Origin of the sequence: Roseomonas sp. TAS13 (assembly GCF_001950415.1) — a bacterium.
Classification (GTDB): Bacteria; Pseudomonadota; Alphaproteobacteria; order Acetobacterales; family Acetobacteraceae; genus Roseomonas; species Roseomonas mucosa.
Map to the genome: position 1 here is coordinate 1 of NZ_BDLP01000047.1, position 19,183 is coordinate 19,183.

The window sequence follows — 19,183 nt, forward strand, 5'->3', positions numbered from 1 at the left end:
GCCTGTCGGCGGTGGAGGGCGCGGCCGAGGTCGGTGCCAGGGCCGGAGCCGGTGGCGGCGGGGGCGGCGGCGGCGGGGCCGAGACGGGCTCCGGCAGCGGCGGCTCGACCGGCGGCGGCAGCGGCAGGGGCTCGTCCTTCGCGGCGGCCGTCCTGCTCGGGGATGGCGAGGGCTTGTCCGCCTGGGCGAGCTGCGCCGCCTCGGGCGTGATCACCTCGATGGGAATGCCCTGCTCCATCGGCTCATCGACCTTGCGGGCGGGGAGCTGGATCAGGATCACCAGGAAGGCGAGGAGGTGGAGCGCCGCCGAGACGTACGCCCATTCCCGCAATCCGCGCGGCCAGCGCATCGTGGGTTCGTTCCTTCCCCGGCCTCAGCGCGCCGGCGCGCGCGCCGCGCCCTGGCCCGGAGCCTGCCCGGACGCCGCGCCGCGGCCCGCCGGGGCCGCGCCGGAAGGCTGTTCCGCGAGAAGGGCGACACGGGTGAAGCCGGAGGACACGATGGCGCCCATGACCTCCATGATGCGGCCATAGCTGTTGGTGCGGTCGCCGCGCACGAAGATGCGCCGCTCCGGCGCGCCCGGCGGCTGGTTCTGCATGATGGCCTGGAGCTGCGGCACCAGGTTCTCCATCTGCACCTCGGTGTCCTGGAGGAAGATCCGCCCCTCCGGGTTCACCGAGACGGTGAGCGGCTCCGTCTCCTGGTTCAGCGGCGCCGCCGCCGTCTTGGGCAGGTCCACCGGCACGCCGGAGGTCATCAGCGGCGCCGCCACCATGAAGATGATCAGCAGCACGAGCATCACATCCACCAGCGGCGTGACGTTGATCTCGGCCATGGGGCGGTAGCGGGAGCGTCCCTTGCCCCCATTGGGGCCGCCTGTGGACATGCCCATGCTTCAGCGCCCCGCCGGCGTCTCGTCGGCCTGGCGCGAGAGGATCGTGCCGAATTCCGACGCGAAGGCCTCCAGCCGCGCCGCGTAGCGCGACAGGTCGGTGTTGATCTTGTTGTAGGCCAGCACCGCCGGAATCGCGGCCACGAGGCCGATCGCCGTGGCGAAGAGCGCCTCCGCGATGCCCGGCGCCACCACGGCGAGGTTGGTGTTGTTGTTGCCGGCGATGGCGGCGAAGGAATTCATGATGCCCCAGACCGTGCCGAACAGCCCGATGAAGGGCGCCACCGAGCCGACCGAGGCCAGGAACACCATCCAGCGCTCCATGCGCTCCATCTCGCGCCCGACGGTCACGCCCATGGCGCGGTCGGCGCGTTCCTTGACGCCCATCAGCGAGATGGCGGAGCCGACCGAGGCCTGGGCGCTGGCCTGCCATTCCCGCATCCCGGAGCCGAAGACGGCCGCCATCGGATGGTTCGGGCGCTCGCCCTCGCTGCGGTAGAGCTCCTCCAGCGATCCGCCGGACCAGAACTTCTCCTCGAAGGCATCGGCGGCGCGGTTCGCGCGGCGCACCGAGGTCACCTTCTCGAAGACGATCGCCCAGACCCAGATGCTGGCGAACAGCAGCCCGAGCATCACCAGCTTCACGACCCAGTCGGCCTGGAGGAACAAGTTCCAGAGCGACAGGTCATGTGCCATCGGCGCCAGATTGGTCGCCGTCACGCCCTCACCCACGGGCATCCTCCATTACCGGGCCCCCGCCCTGTTCATCCTCCCCCGCGCGGCCCCTCAGCCTGCCGGGGGAGACACCACATCCCGCAGGGCGCTGGACCAGGGCTCCGGGATGCGCGCGGCGCGAAGCTCGTCGCGCGACACACAGACCAGGGTCACCTTGAGGCGCGCCCGGTAGGCGCCGGCCTCATCCACCACATCCTGCGCCAGCTCGACCGAGGCCCCGCCGACCCGCAGCACGCGGGTCTCCACGATCAGGGCCTCATCCAGCCTGGCCGGCCGCAGATACTCCACTTCGGCGCGCCGCACCACGAGGAACAAATTGTGACGTTCCACGAGAAGACCGTGCGGCAAGCCCATGTCGCGCAAGGATTCGGTCCGGGCTCTTTCGGCCCATCTCAGATAGTTGGCGTGATAGACGACGCCGCCGGCGTCGGTGTCCTCGAAATAGACACGGACAGGGTAGCGATGGGCGCTCATCAGCCCTCGTCCATCAGCAGGTCGCCTTGTGCCGCCACCGCGTTGCGCGGCGGGGCAAGGCCGAGATGCCGCCAGCCCGGCAGGCCCAGCACGCGGCCCCGCTGGGTGCGCAGGATCAGTCCCTCCTGAATCAGGAAGGGCTCGATCACCTCCTCCAGCGTGTCCCGGCTTTCCGCCAGCGCGGCCGCCAGCGTCTCCACCCCCACCGGCCCGCCACCATGATGCTCCGCCAGCCGCCGGAGGTAGCGCCGGTCCATCGCATCCAGGCCCAGCACGTCCACCTCCAGCCGCCGCAGGGCGTCATCAGCCAGCGCCCGGTCCGCCGGCCGCCCGGCCACGGCCGCGAAGTCCCGCACCCGGCGCAGCAGCCGCCCGGCGATGCGGGGCGTGCCGCGGGACCGGGTGGCGATCTCCCGCGCCCCGTCTGGCGTGAGCTCGAAGCCCAGCTTTCCCGCACCACGTGCCACGATCCGTTCCAGCTCCTCCGCCGAGTAGAACTGGAGCCGCAGGGGAATCCCGAATCGGTCGCGCAGCGGGGTGGCCAGCAGGCCGGCCCGGGTGGTGGCGCCGACCAGCGTGAAGGGCGGCAGGTCGATCCGCACCGTCCGCGCCGCCGGCCCCTCCCCGATGATCAGGTCGAGCTGGAAATCCTCCATCGCCGGATAGAGCGTCTCCTCGATCGCCGGCTGCAGGCGGTGGATCTCGTCCACGAAGAGCACGTCGCGCGGCTGCAGGTTGGTCAGGATCGCCGCCAGGTCCCCCGCCCGCTGCAGCACCGGGCCGGAGGTGGCGCGGAACCCCACCCCCAGTTCCCGCGCCACGATCTGGGCCAGCGTGGTCTTGCCTAGGCCCGGCGGCCCGAAGAGCAGCACGTGGTCCATCGCCTCGCCGCGCTCGCGCGCGGCCTGGACGAAGACGGAAAGGTTCTCGCGCAGCGCGGGCTGCCCGGTGAAATCGGCCAGGGTCTGTGGGCGGAGGGCGGCATCGTTGCCGTCCTCCTCCAGCCGCGCCCCGCTGGTCAGGCGGGCATCATGATCGCTCATGGCGGGAACATAGAGGGATCAGGCCGCCAAGTCGCGGGGTCCCGCGCCGGTTCCGGCGAGACGGCGGCCGCCCCACCCCGGAGGCCCGCCTCCCCAAGCCATTGCAGTGCAAAAAATGAATCGCTTCCGCAGATTTGAGAAGCGGCAAATACTCATTTCCGGGTCGCGACTGATCGACTCCATCAACGATCGAGAGTCTCGCATGCACAACGACACCGGACGGCGCGTCGTCGCCGAATTCTTCGGGACCTTCTGGCTCACCTTCGGCGGCTGCGGCGCCGCCGTGCTGGCGGCCAAGTTCCCGGATGCGCTGGGCATCGGCTTCCTGGGCGTCGCCTTCGCCTTCGGGCTGACCGTGCTCACCATGGCCTATGCGGTCGGGCACATCTCGGGCGGCCACTTCAACCCGGCCGTCACGCTGGGCCTCTGGTCGGCGGGCCGCTGCGCCAACCGGCATGTGGTGCCCTATATCGTGGCCCAGGTCGCCGGCGCGATCATCGCCGCGGCGGCGCTCTGGATCATCGCCTCCGGACAGCCGGGCTGGGTGCCGGGCGGCTTCGCGGCCAACGGCTATGGCGCGCTCAGCCCGGGCAAGTACGGCCTGGGCTCAGCCTTCCTGACCGAACTGCTGCTGACCTTCTTCTTCCTGCTGATCATCATCGGCACGACCTCGAAGGGTGCCGCCACGGGCTTCGCCGGCATCCCCATCGGCCTGGCGCTGACGCTGATCCACCTGGTCTCGATCCCCGTCACCAACACCTCGGTGAACCCGGCCCGCAGCACCGGCCCCGCCCTGTTCGCGGGTGCCGAATATGTCGGCCAGCTCTGGCTGTTCTGGGTCGCGCCGATCCTGGGCGCCATGGTGGCCGGCGCCGTGACCCGGATGCTCTACGAACCCGCCGATCCGGTGGACACGGTGGTGGTCGAGCAGCGCAAGGCCGCCTGACAAGGGACCTCACAGGGGCAATGGACAGCGGAGGGCGCCCCCGGGAGGCGCCCTCCGCCACCTCAACGCGGCGCCAGCTCCTTCAGGCTCTCGCGGATCATCTCGCTCAGCCCTGCCCCGTCACCCAGCCGCTCGCGCACCCGGTTCACCGCCGCCGCCGCTTCGGCCCGCTTCCAGCCGAGGTTCAGCAGCGCGGAAACCGTCTCCTCCGCCGCGCCCGCCGGCACCGGCGGCGGGATCGTCACGCTGAAGCTGCCGGTCGGCATCGCCCCCACCCGGTCGCGCAGCTCCGCCACCAGCCGCGCCGCCAGCTTCGGCCCCACACCCGGCGCGCGGCCCAGTGCGCCCCGGTCCCCCGCCATCAGCGCGGCGGCGAGGTCCGCCGGGCTCAGCGTGGACAGCAGCGCCAGCGCCACTTTCGGCCCCACGCCCTGGATCGCGGTCAGCAGCCGGTACCAGTCCCGCTCCGCCGCATCGGCGAAGCCATAGAGGGTGATCGCGTCCTCGCGCACCACCGTCTCGATCCAGAGCGTGCCCTGGGCCGGCGGCGGCGGCAGTGCGGCCACGGCGCGGGAGGAGGCGGCGACGACATAGCCCACCCCGTTCACGTCCAGGATGCAGCCGCCCTCATGCACCGAATCCAGCACGCCGCGCAGCTTGCCGATCATCGCTCTCTCCCTATCGCGGCTGGCTGACGGCGAGGTTCGCCATCCGCGCCAGCGCCATGCGGCTGCCCCGGTGATGCGCGTTGCAGATCGCGACCGCCAGCGCATCCGCCGCATCCGCGCGCCGGATCACGGCACCGGGCAGCAGCCGCCGCACCATGTCCGTCACCTGCACCTTGTCGGCATGGCCCGTGCCGACCACGGCACGCTTGACTTCCATGGCCTGGTACTCGGCCACCTCGATCCCCGCGAGCGAGGGTGCCAGCAGCACCACGCCGCGCGCCTGGCCCAGCTTCAGCGCGGCGCCGGGGTTCTTGTTGACATAGGTGTGCTCCACCGCCGCCTCGTCGGCCTGGTGCAGGTCCAGGATCGCGCGCAGGGCGCGGTAGATCTGCGACAGCCGCTCCGCGAGCGGCAGGTCGGCGGTGGTGCTGATCACCCCGTCCGCCAAGTGCCGCAGGCGGGAGCCGCTGCTCTCGATCAGCCCCCAGCCCGTGTGTTGCAGCCCGGGGTCCAGCCCCAGGATGCGGACGCTGCCCGACATGCCATTCCCCCCACAGGCCATACGTGTTCCGCGCCGGCGGCCGGCTCCCCCCGAAGCCCGCCATCCGGGAACCCAGGCCGGTCCCTCAGGCCGAGAGCTTGTTGGCGATCTCGTCCGAGACCTCGAAATTGGCATAGACGTTCTGCACGTCGTCGTGGTCGTCCAGCACCTCCACGAGCCTGAGCACGGACTGCGCCTGCTCCTCGTTCAGGTCCACGGACACGTTCGGCCACCATTCGAGCTTCGCGCTTTCCGCCGCGCCGAACTTCTCCTCCAGCGCATCGCGCACCGCGGTGAAGTCCTCGACCGAGGTGGTGACCTCGTGGACGCCGTCATAGGTCTCCACGTCGCTGGCGCCCGCCTCGATCGCCGCCTCCATCATCGCCTCCTCGGAGGCCACGTCCTGCTTGTAGGTGATGACGCCGCCACGCTCGAACTGGAAGCTCACCGAGCCCGTCTCGCCCATCGCCCCGCCGAACTTGGAGAAGGCGGAACGGAGGTCGGAGGCGGTGCGGTTGCGGTTATCGGTCAGCGCCTCGACGATGATGGCCACGCCCGCCGGGCCATAGCCCTCGTAGCGGACCTCGTCGTAGTTGTCCGTGTCCGTCCCGGCGGCGACGCGCTTGATGGCGCGGTCCACCGTGTCGCGCGGCATGTTCGCCGTCAGCGCGGCCTTCACCGCGGCGCGCAGGCGCGGGTTGTGCGCCGGGTCGGGCATCCCCGCCTTGGCGGAGACGGTGATCTCGCGGATCAGCTTGCCGAAGGCCTGGGCCTTCTTGGCGCTCTGCCCCGCCTTGCGGTGCATGATGTTCTTGGCGTGCGAATGGCCGGCCATGGTCGTCTGTGCCCGTAACGTCAGGAATAGGAAGGGTTTGGCGGCACCTATAGCCCCGGGCGCGGCGGACGGCCAGCATGACGCCCGGCGCCCGCCCCGCCGCCGGCCTCAGTAGAGGTGCTTTTCCAGATCCGGCGAGCGCGCATCGACCTCGGCTGCATCGACCATTCCGCCGGTATGGGCGGCGATCATCTGCCCCGGCGTCGGCGTCCCCGCCGGGCGTGCGTCGCAGGGCCAGAGCTTCGCCCGTGCCACCGCCCGGCGGCACTGCATGAAGACCTCCCGCACCGCGACCAGCATCACCGTGGCGGGCTCGCGCCCTTCCATGGCCAGCCGCGCGCGCAGCGCCGGGTCGGTGGTCAGCCGCGCCAGCCCGGAAACGCGCAGGGTCTCGCCCGAGCCGGGCACCAGGAAGAGCAGCGCCACGCGCGGGTCGTCCAGCACGTCGCGCAGCGCGTCGATCCGGTTGTTGCCGCGCCGGTCCGGCAGCGCCAGGGTGCGCTCGTCCAGCACCGCCACGAAGCCCGGCGCATCGCCGCGCGGCGTGCCATGCGCGCCGCGTTTCCCCACGGTGGAGAGTACGCAGAAGGGACTGTGGGCGATAAAGGCGGCGGCGGTGGCATCCACCACCGGGCTGACCTTGCGCAGCACCACCGGCCCGGGCGGGGCGTAGTACTCAGCCAGTTGTTCCGGCGTGGTGATGGCGTGGGGGTCGGGCGGCAGGCTGTCCATGCGAGTCATCCTGGCATGGGAACGGCGGCGTTGCGAGCAGTTCTCAGACTTGTCCGCGGTCTCCGCCACCCGGCACCGGAACCCTGGCTCAGAAGCCCGGCTTGACCGCCGCCAGCCGCCCGCCGACCCGCAACGGGCCAATGCGCTTGGCGAGACCCGTGGCGTCGTCCGTCTCCACCAGCGCGCCGCAGAGCGTCGCCTCGCCCTCGGCCGGGGAAAGCCGCTCGCCCGGCATCCGGCGCCAGAAGCGCAGCGCCGAGGCGCCCTTGCTCATGCCGATCACGCTGTCGTAGTCGCCGCACATCCCGGCATCGGTCATGTAGGCGGTGCCGCCTTCCAGCACCTGGTGATCCGCCGTCGGCACATGCGTGTGCGTGCCGATCACCAGCGAGGCGCGCCCGTCGAAGGAATGCCCGAAGGCCAGCTTCTCGCTGGTCGCCTCGGCATGGATGTCCACCACCGCCGCCTGGATCGTGCCGGGCGTGCCCACCGGCCCGCCCAGGACGTGCCTCGCCAGTTCCGCCTGCACGCCGCGGAAGGGGTCGTCCAGCGGCTCCATGAACAGCCTGCCCATGACATTGACCACCAGCGCCCGCCGCCCGCCGGAGACCTCGACCACCGTGGCGCCGCGCCCCGGCGTGCCGGGCGGGAAGTTGATCGGGCGGATGATGCGCGGCTCCCCTTCCATGAAGGGAATGATCTCCTTGCGGTCCCAGGCATGGTTGCCCAGCGTCAGCACGTCCACCCCGGCCTCCAGGAAGGCCCGCGCCATGTCGGGGGCGAGGCCGAAGCCGTGGCTGGCATTCTCCGCATTCACCACGACGAGGTCGGTGGCGAGTTCGCGCCGCAGCGCGGGCAGGCGGGAAATCAGGGCATCGCGCCCGCTGCGCCCCACCACGTCGCCCAGGAACAGTATTCTCAAGCCTTCTCCTCGGAACCCTCTCCGCAGGGCGGCGGTTCGCAATGGATTACGCCGCGCTCCGTCGCCACGGCCCGCAGCGGCCGGTCGCCCGGCCCGGTGGGGACGCGCGGCACCTCCTGCCCGGCATAGGCGAAGCCGAGCGCCACGGCACCCGGCAAAACCTCCAGCGTGCGGTCGTAATAGCCCGCGCCATAGCCCAGCCGCTGCCCGCGCCGGTCGAAGGCCAGCAGCGGCACCAGCAGCCAGTCGGGACGCAGTTCCGGCGCCTCGGGCGACGGCTCCGACAGGCCGAAGCGGACGGGCAGCAGAGGCTCGCCCGGCCGCCATTGCCGGAAGCGCAGGGGCTGGCCGCGCCGCGTTGTCACCGGCAAGGCGACGGCATGGCCACGCGAGGCCAGCGCCGCCAGAAGCGGCCGCGGGTCCAGTTCATCCCCCATGGGCCAGTAGCCGGACACCACGGCGCCCGGCGGCGGCGGCATCCCATCCAGGACCACCCGCGCCACGGCTTCGGCGGCCTCCGGCGTGGCGATGCCGGCGCGCTGCGCCAGCATCTCGTTCCGCAGCCGCGCCTTGGCGGCGGCGAGTTCACCGGGATCGGAAACGAAGTGCGGAGCCACCATGACCGCTGGCGATTCATCCTCCCAAGGCCTGCTGAAGCAGGTGGGCACCAGATACCCGGACCACGGTCCGGACAGAGCCAGTTCCCGGAGGATGCACATTGGCCCCGGGGATGAGATACCTGGCGCGAAAGGCAGCCCCGCCCGACCTAGTTAAGGGCGCTCGAGCCCCGCCGCAATGCCCTCGATCCTCTCCGCGACGCGGACCAGACGTTCGGCCATCGCGGGGTTGTCCAGGGTGGGCTGCCCGGCCCGGGCCCGGGAGAGCTCGACCTTCAGGTCATGCACCTCGTCGGCCAGCAGCAGGGCGGCCAGCAGCAGCAGCCGGTTCTCGCCGAAGGAGCCGCCCATGGCGCGCACGGAATGGACCCGGCGGTCCACCTCCGCCGCCAGGGCGACGAGATGCGCCTCCTGCCCGTCCTCGCAGGAAACGGGGTGGCTGTAGCCGCCGACGCGAACGGTGACCTGACCCAAGCCCTAGACCTCCTGCCTGTTCTGGGGTTCCGTCCGGCGCTGCGGAGCATCCTCCGGCTCCGGCCCGGCCGCGCCCTTGGCCTGCCCGGCCTCCTCGCCACCTTCCTCGTCCCCGGCCGCGTCGAGGGACAGGTCCTCGGACTCCGGCTCGGCCTCCATCTCCCCTTCGGACTCCTCCCGGGCCAGGGCAAGCCGCAGCCTGGCCAGGGTCGAGTCCAGGCGCCGGCCCAGCTCCGCCACCTCTTCCTCCGAGATGGACGAGCGGGGGCGCGAGGCCGCGGCAGCCAGACGCTCCACCGCCGCTTCCAGCCGCGCCGCGGCTTCGCCCAAACGATCCGCCATCAAGCAAGAACCCCGAACGCGTGATATCCTGGGGCATTAGGCATGGCATGGCGCGAGGGTCAACGCCACGCTGGCCGCGCGGGCGGCAAAACCGATGGCAAAACAGGGAGCCAGGCCATGGGCCGGATCGCGAGCCGCACCGATCCCGGAAATGGGCCCGGAGAAGGGCCCGGAGACGGACCGGAAGGCGTGCCCGGGGACGAAGCGGGCGCAGCCCCGCGGCACGTGGCCCGGGAAACCCCCGGCCCGGCCCCGGCGGGCCTTTCCTGGCTGCCGGCAGTCACGGTGCACGGGCTGCGCGAGGCCGAGGCCGTGCTGCGCGCCGTGACGGAGGCCGGCGGCGGACGGGGCGCGGTGCTGCTTTCCGCCCCCGGCGCCGCCACCTGGCCCGGCCCCGCGGGCTTCGCCGCCGTGATCCGCCTGGCGCGGGCGCGGCATCCCGCCCTGCCCTGCCGCACCCTGCTGGATTGCGGCGCCATGCCGGGGCTGGCACTGCGGGCACTGCGCGAGGGCTGGCGGGAGCTGATCCTGGCGGAAACCCGTCCCGCCTTCGCCCAGGTGGCGGGGGCGGGCCAGGCGGTGGGGGCGGTGCTGCATGGACGGGCGCCAGAGGCGCTGTCGCTGGATGGCATCGACCTGCGCCGCCCCGGCGGGATGGCGATCCTGCGCCGCTGGCTCACGACATCGCCAACCGGCGGCGAGATGACAGGGAAGGCCGGAGGCGGCTAGACAGGCGGCACTTTCCAGGGCGGCACTTTCCGGGAATCTATCACCCGTTCCCGAAAATGCGACGCGGCACGGCGTCGGGGAACATCCACGGGGGCCCCACGGGGCCGCAAGAAGGAAAGGGAAACGCGATGCAGCTCACCCCGCAGGTCCGGGAGATCCTCTCCTGGTACGAGAGCGACAATCCCGGCACCAAGACCAACATCGCCCGCATCCTGAACAGCGGGAAGCTGGCCGGCACCGGCAAGATGGTGATCCTGCCGGTGGACCAGGGCTTCGAGCACGGCCCGGCCCGCTCCTTCGCGCCCAACCCGGCGGCCTATGACCCGCGCTACCACTTCGAGCTGGCGATCGAGGCAGGGCTGAACGCCTATGCCGCGCCGCTTGGCATGATCGAGGCGGGCGCCGCCAGCTTCGCCGGCACGGTGCCGACCATCCTGAAGGTCAACTCCTCCAACTCCCTTTCCACCACAAAGGACCAGGCGGTGACGGGCACGGTGGCGGATGCGCTGCGCCTCGGCTGCTCGGCGATCGGCTTCACCATCTACCCGGGCTCGGAATACCAGTTCGAGATGATGGAGGAACTGCGCGAGCTGGCCGAGGAAGCCAAGGCCACCGGCCTCGCCGTGGTGGTCTGGTCCTATCCGCGCGGCCCGATGCTGGACAAGGTGGGCGAGACCGCGCTCGACATCTGCGCCTATGCCGCGCACATGGCCGCGCTCACCGGCGCCCATATCATCAAGGTGAAGCCGCCGGCCGAGGCGATCTCGCTGGATGCCGCGAAGAAGACCTACGAGAAGTTCCCGGTCCCCGACATCGCCACCCTGGCCGGGCGCATCCGGCACGTGGTGCAGGCCTGCTTCGGCGGTCGCCGCCTCGTGGTCTTCTCCGGCGGCGAGGCCGGCACCCATGACGCGATGGTGGAAATGGCCAGGGGCATCCATGCCGGCGGCGGCAACGGCTCGATCGTGGGCCGCAACAGCTTCCAGCGCTCCAAGCCCGAGGCGCTGAAGCTGCTCTCCGCCATCATCGACGTGTACAAGTCGCCGCTCTGATGGCCGCCTCCGCGAAGCAGGCGTCCGGGGAGGCCCCCGGCTGCCGACTCTACCTGGTGACGCCGCCGGCGCTGGAGCCGGCCCGCTTCGCGGAGGAGCTCGCCCGGGCGCTGGATGCGGGCGACGTCGCCTGCGTCCAGCTCCGGCTCAAGGAGGCGGATGACGACGCCATCCGCCGCGCCGTCGACGCGCTGCGCCCCGTGGCGCAGGCGCGCGACGTCGCCTTCCTGCTGAACGACCGTGCCGACCTCGCCGTGCAGACCGGCTGCGACGGCGCGCATCTGGGCCAGGAGGACGGCGACCAGGCGGCCGCGCGGGAGCTGCTGGGCGACGGCATCCTGGGCATCACCTGCCATGCCTCCCGCCACCTCGCCATGCAGGCGGGGGAGACCGGCGCCGACTATGTCGCCTTCGGCGCCTTCTTTCCGACCGCCACCAAGGAGACGGTCCACCGGGCGGAACCCGAGCTGCTTTCCTGGTGGGCGGAGGTGATGGAGGTTCCCTCCGTCGCCATCGGCGGTATCGACGCCACGAACTGCGCACCCCTGGTGCGGGCCGGGGCGGATTTCCTGGCCGTCGTCGGGGCGGTATGGAAGCACCCCGAAGGGCCGGCCGCGGGCGTCCGGGCCATGAACGCCGCCATCGCCCAAGCCGCAGGCTGAACGGGTCCGGCCGGGCCGCAACAAAGGAAGCGCCGCTTGGACATCGCCCTGGGACTTTTCCTGACCTTTCTGCTGGTCGTGGCCAGCGTGGTCATCTCCCTGGCGGAAATCTCCTTTGCCGCCGCGCGCGAGACGCGCCTGCGCATCCTGGCGCAGGAAGGCGACCTGCGCGCCAGCCGCTTCCTGGCGCTGCGTCGCGACACGGCCAGCGTCGTCACCGCCATCCAGATCTGCCTGAATGCCGTCGGCGTGCTCGGCGGCGTGATCGGCGAGGGCCTGCTTTCCCCGCCCTTCTCCGTGGCACTGCTGGAGGCGGGGCTGAGCCCCACCACCGCCGCCACCGCCGGCTCGGTCCTCTCCTTCCTGCTGGTCACGATGCTTTTCGTGCTGCTGGCGGACCTGGTGCCCAAGCGCATCGCCATGCAGGCGCCGGAGAAGGTGGCCCTCTCGGTCGGCTGGTTCCCCGCGCTGGCGGTGCGCCTGCTGCGCCCGCTGGTCTTCGTCTTCAGCCGGCTGGCGGACGCCGTCCTGCGGATGCTGGGCATGCCCACCACCTCGGCGGCGGAGCTGGTCACGGCCGAGGAGCTCCGCGCCACCCTGGCCGCCGGCGTGACCTCCGGCGCGCTGGAGGCGGGCGAGCACCGGCTGATCGAGAACGTCCTGGCGCTGCGCGAGCGCACCGCCGCCTCGGCCATGACCTCGCGCGACGAGATCGTGTACCTGGACATCAAGGAATCCCCCGAGATCTGGCAGGAGAAGGTCCGCCGTCACCCCTATTCCCGCTACCCGGTCTGCGATGGCAGCCTGGACCGCGTGCTCGGCCTCACCCGCGCCGAGGATGTCCTGGCCGCCGTGCTGAACGAGGGACCGGGCGGCATCGACCCGGCCCGGCTGCGCCGCGACGCCCCGGTGGTGCCGGACACGCTCGACCTCTGGGAGGTGCTGTCCCAGTTCGAGGCGCAGAAGGCCGGCTTCGCCGTGGTGGTCAGCGAGTACGCCATGGTGGTCGGCGTCATCACCTACAAGGACGTGCTGGCGGTGCTGGTCGGCGGCCTCGCCGATCCCTTCGAGGAAAGCGTCATCGTCCAGCGCGACGAGAATTCCTGGCTGGTGGACGGCATCGCCCCCATGGCCGACGTGGTGCAGGTCCTGGGCATCCCGATCTCGCCGGATTCCGGCCCCTACGAGACCGCCGGCGGCTTCGTCATGCACCACCTCCGCCGTGTGCCGCGCAAGGCCGACAAGATGGAGATCGCCGGCTTCACCTTCGAGGTGGTCGATGTCGAGGGCTTCCGCGTGAACCAGCTCCTCGTCACCCGCAGGGCCGCGCCGCGCGAGGCGGTCTGATGGGGCGTGGCCGATGATCCGTTTCCGTCTCTGTGTTTTCGGCGACAGCTTCAGCAACGGCACCGGCGATGACACGATGCTGGGCTGGGCGGGCCGTGTCTGCGCCACCGCGCGGCAACGCGGCCATGACGTCACCCTCTACAATCTTGGCATCCGCCGTGACACCAGCACCGACATCGCCGGCCGCTGGCAGGAGGAAGCGGCCCGCCGCCTGCCGGCGGAACAGGATGGCCGACTGCTCTTCGCCTTTGGTGCCAACGACTGTGTGATCGAGGATGGCGCACCGCGCGTGCCGCTGCCACGCAGCCTGGAGAACGCCGCCGCCATCCTGAAGGGTACCGCTCGTCCGACGCTCATGCTGGGCCCCATTCCGGCCGGCGATTCCCTGGCGGATTCCGGGGTGGAGACCCTCGCCCAGGCCCTGGCGCCCCTCTGCGCCGGGCTTGGCATTCCCTTCCTGCCCTTACATCCGGTGGTGCGGGACTGCCCAGACTGGGCGGCGGAAGTCCGCTCCGGCGATGGGGCACACCCGAATCAAGGCGGCTATGCCGCCCTGGCCGCCGCCGTCGAAGCCTGGCCAGCCTGGCGCGCTTGGGTGCCCTGACAAAAGCCCACGGAAGCGCACTTCCTTCCCAGGACAGCCGCCTCACCCATAGGGCCAGTTCCCCAGCCATCGCGTGAGGGCGATGTCCTCCACCCCCGCCGCGAGCATGGCCAGCCGGTCGAAGCCCAGCGCGATCCCGCTGCCGCCGGGCATGCCGTGCTCCAGCGCGCGCAGGAAATCCTCGTCCACCTCCCAGCCTTCCTCGCCATAGAGGCGCCGCCGCTCGGCCACGTCACGCTCGAAGCGGCCGCGCTGTTCCGCCGGGTCGGTCAGTTCGTCGAAGGCGTTGGCCAGCTCGATCCCGGCCACGAAAAGCTCGAAGCGCAGCGCCGCCCGGGGGGCCGACGGGTCGCGCCGGGCCAGCGCCGCCTGGGGGGCCGGCCAATGGGTCAGGAAGCTCGCCCGTTCGCGCCCGAGATGCGGCTCCACATGGTCCAGCATCAGGCGAAAGAACAGTTCCTCCCAGCCCTCGCCCTCCGGCGCCTCCAGCCCCGCCGCCCGCGCCGCGGCACGCAGCGCCGCGCCGTCCCCCTCCCCATCGGGCCCCAGCGTGGCGAGGATGTCCAGCCCGCCGCACCAGCGCCGGAAGGCCTCCGCCACCGGGATGCGCTCGAAAGGTTGGCGGAGATCCGTCTCAACGCCGCGCTGCGCCACGCGGGGTGGCAGGACGGCGCGCAGCAGCGCTTCGGCCTCGTCCATCATCCCGTCCAGCGGCAGGCCCGGCGCGTACCATTCCAGCATGGTGAACTCCGGTGCGTGGCGGGGCGAGACCTCGCCGTTCCGCCAGACCCGCGCCAGCTCGAAGACCGGCCCGGCTCCGGCGACCAGCAGCCGCTTCAGTGCCAGTTCGGGCGAGGTCCGCAGCCAGAGGTCCCGCGCTTCCCCCGGTCCCAGATGCGGGCGGAAGCGGGAGCGGAAGCCCTGCAGGTGTACCTCCATGCCCGGAACCGGCACCAGCGCGGGGGTTTCCACCTCCGTATAGCCACGGGCGGTGAAGAAGGCCCTGGTATCCGCCAGGAGCAGGGCACGGCGGCGCAGCGCCGGCAGCCGGGCAGCGAGGCGTTCGGGAAGCCAGTCCGGCCGGGACAGGGGGGATCGGGGAGACGGCATGTCATCGGGCTTATAGCGCCTCCACCCCATCCTGGCGCGACGGCGATGACGACGCGTGCATTGTTCCGCCTCAACCCACATACCGGAAAGCTTTGGGGAGCCCGGGCCCACGCCTCACTGAAGCCCTCCCATGGGCCGGCCGTAAACGGCGGATTACGGAAGGCAGGATTCCCGCCCTGAACCAAGAACCATGGGATTGGGGACAGGAATTGTCCGGTTTCCTGTGACAAACATTCCTGAACATCGGTGATTTTCCGGTTAGATTAGCGTCCTATCTAATGACCATGAGAACGGGACGATGAAGCCCCGCTCAAGAAGAGTTCGGAGAACACCATGCGCACCTTCTCGAAGATCGGCCTCGCCGCCCTGATGGCCACCACCCTGATGGCTGCCCCCGTGGTGAGCCATGCGGCGGAAGGCGGCGGCTACAGCCACTACAGCATCGGCTCCACGCCCCGTGACACCAGCAGCGCCGGCTCCTCCGCCACCCGCGGCACGCCCAGCTTCGACATGGCCTGGAGCTACGCCACCCCGGGCAGCGTCGTGCGGAACAGCAGCAACGCGGGTTCCTCGGCCGTGACCGGCGCCCCGACCGGCAGCATTGCGGCCAGCCACTTCTCCGCCGGCTCCACCCCGCTGGACGTCAGTAACAACAACTGACCTTGCGGCCGGCCCCCCGGCTGGACCACGAAACAGGGGCATCCCGGCCGGGATGCCCCTGTTTCGTTGTGGCCTCCGCCATCTCGCCCCCTTGCCACGCCCACCCGGGGCGCCATCCAGTTGCCCCGCAGGCGCGGCCCAGTCCCCCCGGCCCTGCCGCTTCCACCACCGCGCATCCTGGTCTAGCTGCTGGCCGCCATGCCCGATGGCCTTTCCCGCCCCGCCATGCCGAGCCCCGCCCGCACCCTCCGCAGCCCGGAGGCGCTGGCGGAGGCTGGCCTCGTTCCCGCGGCGGCCCTACCCGGCCTGCGGGCCGTGTCGGAACGCTATGCCATCTCCGTCACGCCCGCCGTGGAGGCGCTGATCGACCGCGCCGACCCGGCCGATCCCATCGCGGCGCAGTACATCCCGCAGGCGGCGGAACTCCTCGCCTCCCCGCAGGAGCTGGAAGACCCGACCGCCGACCATCCACATTCCCCGGTGAAGGGCGTGGTCCATCGCTATCCCGACCGCGCCCTGCTGAAGCCGCTGCTGGCCTGCCCGGTCTATTGCCGCTTCTGCTTCCGGCGGGAACAGGTCGGCCCGGACGGCGGGCTGCTGTCGGAGGCGGAGCTGAACGCGGCCCTGGACTACTTCGCCCGCATGCCGCAACTGCGCGAGGCGATCCTGACCGGCGGCGACCCGCTGATGCTCTCGCCCCGCCGCCTCGGCACCATTGTCGCCCGCCTGTCCGCCATCCCGCATATCGAGGTCATCCGCCTCCATTCCCGCGTGCCGGTGGCCGATCCCGCCCGCGTCACGGAGGCGCTAGCCGGAGCGCTGGACACGGAGAAGGCGCTTTTCCTCTGCGTGCATGCCAACCATGCCCGCGAATTCTCCCCCCCGGCCCGTTCCGCCCTGCGCCTCCTGGCGCGGGGCGGGGTGGCCCTGCTCGGCCAGTCGGTGCTGCTGCGCGGAGTGAACGACAACGAGGCCGCGCTGGAGGACCTCTTCCGCGCCATGCTGGCCAGCCGGGTGAAGCCCTACTACCTGCACCAGCTCGACCGCGCGCCCGGCACCGCCCGCTTCGAGGTGCCGATCGCCGAAGGCCGCCGCCTGCTCCGCGCCCTGCGCGGCCGCCTCACCGGCCTGGCCTGGCCGGTCTATGCGCTCGACACGCCGGGCGGTGGCGGCAAGGCGCCGATCGGGCCGGAATTCGCCACGCCGGAAGGCATGGACTGGGTGGTGGAACGGCCGCTGGACGGCGTGCCCTACCGCCACGCCGTGCCGGAACGCGACCCAGGCCGGCCCTTGCCTTGACGGTTCCAGAGCGGGACGGCCTGGGAAAGGGATCGCCCCTCTCCGCACGCGGCCATGGTCACATCCCGGCCGACCCGCCGCCATTTTCCGCCCGCAGGCGCCGGAGCAGCGGCTCCACCTCGCCCGGACGCCGCAGCCGGTGCCATTCCAGATGCGCCAGCGCCGGGTCCGCCAGCAGCGCCGCATGGGCCCGGCGCTGCTCCGCATAGGTGCGCCATGCCCAGCGGATCGGGTGATCCGCGTCGAGCCATTGCCGGAACGCCTCCCGGTTCCCGGTGCCCGGCCAGATCTCCCGCCGCGTCAGCGCCCGCTGCAGGGAGCGCCAGGCGACCCGCCGCATCACCAGGCCGCGCGGATAGTCGAGCCAGACCACATGCGTCGCGCGGTCCAGCACAAGATCCTGCACCCGGCCGTAGTTGCCGTCGCTGACCCATCCCTCCCCCGCCACGGCCAACGCCACGCGCCGCCGGAATTCTGGCAGGTCATGAGTGTTCAGGTCGCGCCAGCCCGCCTGCCAGTTGATCGCGTCCAGCTCGACATGCGGCACCCCCAGCGCAGCGGCGAGGCGCCCCGCCAGGGTGGACTTGCCCGACCCCGACACCCCGAAGACGGCGACGCGCACCCCTGCCTCCTTCCGCTTCCCGGCCCGTGACGGGGCACCGCCGCCCCTGCCCGCGTTCGCCGCGCCCCAGCCCCACGGCCCGCCCCATGCCGGTCCCGGTTGCCCGAAAGCGCCTACGGGGCTAAACGCCGCCCTTCAGCGCGGGCGCCCGCCGCCCGCCCGCTCCTTTTCAAAAGACCGAGGACGAGCCGCCCCCATGGCGAAGCAGCAGGCCAACCAGATGCGCCCTGGCCAGGTGATCGAGTTCGAGGGCCGCCGCTGGTCCGTGCTCAAGATCAACATCATGACCCCCGGCAAGGGCGCCGCCGTGATCCAGGTCGAGATGCGCGACGTGAAGAGCGGCACCAAGAAGGACCAGCGCTGGCGCACCCAGGACACGGTGGAGCGCCTGACCACCGAGGACAAGGAGTACACCTACTCCTACGCCGATGGTGAGAGCCTGATCCTCATGGACCCGGAGACCTTCGAGCAGCACAGCGTGCCCAAGGAGATCCTGGGCGACCGCCTGCCCTTCCTGGTCGAGAACATGGTCGTCAACGTCCGCCTGATCGAGGGCGACCCGGTCTCCATGGACCTGCCGGACACGGTGGTGCTGGAGGTGACCGAGGCCGATCCGGTGATCAAGAACCAGACCGCGACCTCCTCCTACAAGCCCGCCATGCTCTCCAACGGCGTGAAGACCCAGGTGCCCCCCTTCATCGCCACCGGCGAGAAGATCGTGGTCCGCACCGAGGACGCCTCCTACGTGGAGCGCGCCAAGGGCTGAGGCCCGCGCCGGGCCCCGCCGGCCCGGCCCCTCCCCGCCGCCGTGGCGGTGGTTCTTCCGAAGCCGGCGGCGCCCTTTCCCGGGCGCCCCGATCCGGGCAGGCTGCGGCCTGCCCTTTCCCGTCATTCCCCGCCCGGCGCGCTTCCGACCGGGCCGCGCCCCCCGGATCCCGCCAGCGGCCCCCGCCAGCGTCCCCGGGGGCAGCCGGCCGGCCCCACGCCCCGGGCGCAGCGAGGATCCACGCGATGCGCCCGAGCCCCCGACTCTCCCCCGCGCTCAATGTCGTCATCCAGGCCGCGCAGAAGGCCGGCAAGCGCCTGTTGCGCGACTTCGGCGAGGTCGAGAACCTCCAGGTCAGCGTGAAGGGACCCGGCGACTTCGTGTCCCAGGCCGACCTGCGCGCCGAGGAAAGCCTGCGCGCCGATCTTTCCAAGGCCCGCCCGGGCTTCGCCTTCCTGATGGAGGAAAGCGGCGAGAGCGGCGAGAAGGACTGGGAATGGCGCTGGGTGGTGGACCCGCTCGACGGCACCAGCAACTTCCTGCACGGCATCCCGCAGTGGTGCGTCTCCGTCGGCATCGAGAAGCGCACCGGCGAGAACAGCTCCGAACTCATGGCCGGCGTCATCTACAACCCGGCGATGGACGAGCTGTTCTGGGCCGAGAAGGGCATGGGCGCCTTCCTCAACGACCGCCGCCTGCGCGTGTCCGGCCGCCGCAACATGCAGGAGGCGCTCTTCGCCACCGGCATCCCCTTCGCCAGCGCGCCGAAGCGAGCCGAGTTCTCCGCCACCCTGGCCAAGCTGATGCCGCAGGTGGCCGGCGTGCGACGATTCGGCGCCGCGGCGCTCGATCTCGCCTGGGTGGCGGCGGGCCGCTACGAGGGCTTCTGGGAGCTGGGGCTGAAGCCCTGGGACTGCGCCGCCGGGATCGTGCTGATCAAGGAGGCCGGCGGCTACGTCACCGATCCGGACGGCAACGACCCCTGGCCGCACGGCAACATCGTCGCCGGCAACCCGAACCTGCACGGCCCGCTGCGCGAGGCGGTGGCCGAGGGCATCGCCCGCGTCGCCACCAGCCGCGGCACGGCGGGCTGAGCGGCACGCCTCCCGGC

At 71.6% G+C, this 19,183-nt stretch carries 24 protein-coding genes, 1 other RNA gene and 1 pseudogene; 10 read left to right on the top strand and 16 right to left on the bottom strand.

What is annotated here, in order from left to right:
• From ROTAS13_RS27020 to ruvB, 5 genes and pseudogenes are all read right to left on the bottom strand, one after another.
• Positions 1–349 (bottom strand): annotated as a pseudogene (locus tag ROTAS13_RS27020) (hypothetical protein); the annotation flags it as partial.
• 24 nt (positions 350–373) lie between these two features.
• Positions 374–892, bottom strand: a complete 519-nt coding sequence (gene tolR, locus ROTAS13_RS06275; protein ID WP_037249762.1) for a protein TolR — start codon at positions 890–892, stop codon at positions 374–376.
• A gap of 3 nt (positions 893–895) precedes the next feature.
• The gene (gene tolQ / locus ROTAS13_RS06280; protein ID WP_019459554.1) at positions 896–1,630 is read right to left on the bottom strand and encodes a protein TolQ; all 735 of its coding nucleotides are present in this window, start codon (positions 1,628–1,630) and stop codon (positions 896–898) included.
• Positions 1,631–1,678: 48 nt separating this feature from the next.
• Positions 1,679–2,101 (bottom strand): tol-pal system-associated acyl-CoA thioesterase, encoded by a 423-nt coding sequence (ybgC, locus tag ROTAS13_RS06285; RefSeq protein WP_019459553.1) that lies wholly within the window; start codon positions 2,099–2,101, stop codon positions 1,679–1,681.
• A complete protein-coding gene (gene ruvB / locus ROTAS13_RS06290; protein ID WP_019459552.1) occupies positions 2,101–3,144 on the bottom strand; it encodes a Holliday junction branch migration DNA helicase RuvB in 1,044 nt (347 codons plus the stop codon). Before ruvB ends, ybgC begins: the two co-directional genes overlap by 1 nt.
• A gap of 202 nt (positions 3,145–3,346) precedes the next feature.
• Between ruvB and aqpZ the strand changes: the two genes are divergently transcribed.
• Positions 3,347–4,090, top strand: a complete 744-nt coding sequence (gene aqpZ / locus ROTAS13_RS06295) for an aquaporin Z (RefSeq protein ID WP_075821866.1) — start codon at positions 3,347–3,349, stop codon at positions 4,088–4,090.
• Positions 4,091–4,152: 62 nt separating this feature from the next.
• Here aqpZ and ruvA read toward each other — a convergent pair whose 3' ends face one another.
• From ruvA to ROTAS13_RS06340, 9 genes are all read right to left on the bottom strand, one after another.
• Positions 4,153–4,758, bottom strand: a complete 606-nt coding sequence (ruvA, locus tag ROTAS13_RS06300) for a Holliday junction branch migration protein RuvA (RefSeq protein WP_019459550.1) — start codon at positions 4,756–4,758, stop codon at positions 4,153–4,155.
• A 10-nt stretch (positions 4,759–4,768) separates the two neighbouring features.
• Positions 4,769–5,299 (bottom strand): crossover junction endodeoxyribonuclease RuvC, encoded by a 531-nt coding sequence (gene ruvC, locus ROTAS13_RS06305; RefSeq protein WP_075821867.1) that lies wholly within the window; start codon positions 5,297–5,299, stop codon positions 4,769–4,771.
• Between the two features lie 85 nt (positions 5,300–5,384).
• The gene (locus ROTAS13_RS06310) at positions 5,385–6,134 is read right to left on the bottom strand and encodes a YebC/PmpR family DNA-binding transcriptional regulator (RefSeq protein WP_075821869.1); all 750 of its coding nucleotides are present in this window, start codon (positions 6,132–6,134) and stop codon (positions 5,385–5,387) included.
• A 108-nt stretch (positions 6,135–6,242) separates the two neighbouring features.
• A complete protein-coding gene (locus tag ROTAS13_RS06315) occupies positions 6,243–6,866 on the bottom strand; it encodes an MSMEG_1061 family FMN-dependent PPOX-type flavoprotein (RefSeq protein WP_019459547.1) in 624 nt (207 codons plus the stop codon).
• 88 nt (positions 6,867–6,954) lie between these two features.
• Positions 6,955–7,788, bottom strand: a complete 834-nt coding sequence (locus ROTAS13_RS06320; RefSeq protein ID WP_075821870.1) for a TIGR00282 family metallophosphoesterase — start codon at positions 7,786–7,788, stop codon at positions 6,955–6,957.
• Positions 7,785–8,408, bottom strand: coding sequence for a 5-formyltetrahydrofolate cyclo-ligase (locus ROTAS13_RS06325; RefSeq protein WP_075821871.1), 624 nt, complete (start codon positions 8,406–8,408; stop codon positions 7,785–7,787). The genes ROTAS13_RS06320 and ROTAS13_RS06325 overlap by 4 nt, the downstream gene beginning before the upstream one ends.
• Positions 8,395–8,549: non-coding RNA, 6S RNA (gene ssrS, locus ROTAS13_RS06330), on the bottom strand. The genes ROTAS13_RS06325 and ssrS overlap by 14 nt, the downstream gene beginning before the upstream one ends.
• A 9-nt stretch (positions 8,550–8,558) precedes the next feature.
• On the bottom strand, positions 8,559–8,879 hold the full coding sequence (locus tag ROTAS13_RS06335) for a cell division protein ZapA (protein WP_019459544.1): 321 nt from the start codon (positions 8,877–8,879) through the stop codon (positions 8,559–8,561).
• Between the two features lie 3 nt (positions 8,880–8,882).
• On the bottom strand, positions 8,883–9,221 hold the full coding sequence (locus tag ROTAS13_RS06340) for a hypothetical protein (RefSeq protein ID WP_019459543.1): 339 nt from the start codon (positions 9,219–9,221) through the stop codon (positions 8,883–8,885).
• A 189-nt stretch (positions 9,222–9,410) separates the two neighbouring features.
• Between ROTAS13_RS06340 and ROTAS13_RS06345 the strand changes: the two genes are divergently transcribed.
• The 5 genes from ROTAS13_RS06345 to ROTAS13_RS06365 all read left to right on the top strand — a co-directional run bounded on the left by ROTAS13_RS06345 (position 9,411) and on the right by ROTAS13_RS06365 (position 13,615).
• The gene (locus tag ROTAS13_RS06345; RefSeq protein WP_075821872.1) at positions 9,411–9,950 is read left to right on the top strand and encodes a hypothetical protein; all 540 of its coding nucleotides are present in this window, start codon (positions 9,411–9,413) and stop codon (positions 9,948–9,950) included.
• Between the two features lie 128 nt (positions 9,951–10,078).
• Positions 10,079–11,002, top strand: a complete 924-nt coding sequence (locus ROTAS13_RS06350) for a class I fructose-bisphosphate aldolase (RefSeq protein WP_075821873.1) — start codon at positions 10,079–10,081, stop codon at positions 11,000–11,002.
• On the top strand, positions 11,002–11,664 hold the full coding sequence (gene thiE / locus ROTAS13_RS06355) for a thiamine phosphate synthase (protein ID WP_019459540.1): 663 nt from the start codon (positions 11,002–11,004) through the stop codon (positions 11,662–11,664). The genes ROTAS13_RS06350 and thiE overlap by 1 nt, the downstream gene beginning before the upstream one ends.
• A gap of 36 nt (positions 11,665–11,700) precedes the next feature.
• A complete protein-coding gene (locus ROTAS13_RS06360) occupies positions 11,701–13,011 on the top strand; it encodes a hemolysin family protein (protein ID WP_075821874.1) in 1,311 nt (436 codons plus the stop codon).
• Between the two features lie 13 nt (positions 13,012–13,024).
• The gene (locus ROTAS13_RS06365) at positions 13,025–13,615 is read left to right on the top strand and encodes a GDSL-type esterase/lipase family protein (RefSeq protein WP_019459538.1); all 591 of its coding nucleotides are present in this window, start codon (positions 13,025–13,027) and stop codon (positions 13,613–13,615) included.
• A 42-nt stretch (positions 13,616–13,657) separates the two neighbouring features.
• Here ROTAS13_RS06365 and epmA read toward each other — a convergent pair whose 3' ends face one another.
• Complete coding sequence (gene epmA / locus ROTAS13_RS06370) at positions 13,658–14,725, bottom strand: EF-P lysine aminoacylase EpmA (RefSeq protein WP_019459537.1); 1,068 nt, start codon at positions 14,723–14,725, stop codon at positions 13,658–13,660.
• A 333-nt stretch (positions 14,726–15,058) separates the two neighbouring features.
• On the opposite strand from epmA, the gene ROTAS13_RS06375 reads away from it, so the two are divergent.
• Positions 15,059–15,385, top strand: coding sequence for a hypothetical protein (locus ROTAS13_RS06375; RefSeq protein ID WP_058390478.1), 327 nt, complete (start codon positions 15,059–15,061; stop codon positions 15,383–15,385).
• A 198-nt stretch (positions 15,386–15,583) separates the two neighbouring features.
• A complete protein-coding gene (locus tag ROTAS13_RS06380) occupies positions 15,584–16,684 on the top strand; it encodes a lysine-2,3-aminomutase-like protein (RefSeq protein ID WP_075821875.1) in 1,101 nt (366 codons plus the stop codon).
• A gap of 58 nt (positions 16,685–16,742) precedes the next feature.
• On the opposite strand, the gene ROTAS13_RS06385 is transcribed toward ROTAS13_RS06380, so the two are convergent.
• On the bottom strand, positions 16,743–17,306 hold the full coding sequence (locus tag ROTAS13_RS06385) for a hypothetical protein (RefSeq protein WP_019459534.1): 564 nt from the start codon (positions 17,304–17,306) through the stop codon (positions 16,743–16,745).
• A gap of 196 nt (positions 17,307–17,502) precedes the next feature.
• On the opposite strand from ROTAS13_RS06385, the gene efp reads away from it, so the two are divergent.
• Entirely contained in the window at positions 17,503–18,072 is a 570-nt protein-coding gene (gene efp / locus ROTAS13_RS06390; protein WP_019459533.1) for an elongation factor P, read from the top strand.
• Positions 18,073–18,317: 245 nt separating this feature from the next.
• Positions 18,318–19,166: an inositol monophosphatase family protein gene (locus ROTAS13_RS06395; RefSeq protein ID WP_019459532.1), complete on the top strand. Its 849-nt coding sequence runs from the start codon at positions 18,318–18,320 to the stop codon at positions 19,164–19,166.
• Positions 19,167–19,183: the final 17 nt, after the last annotated feature.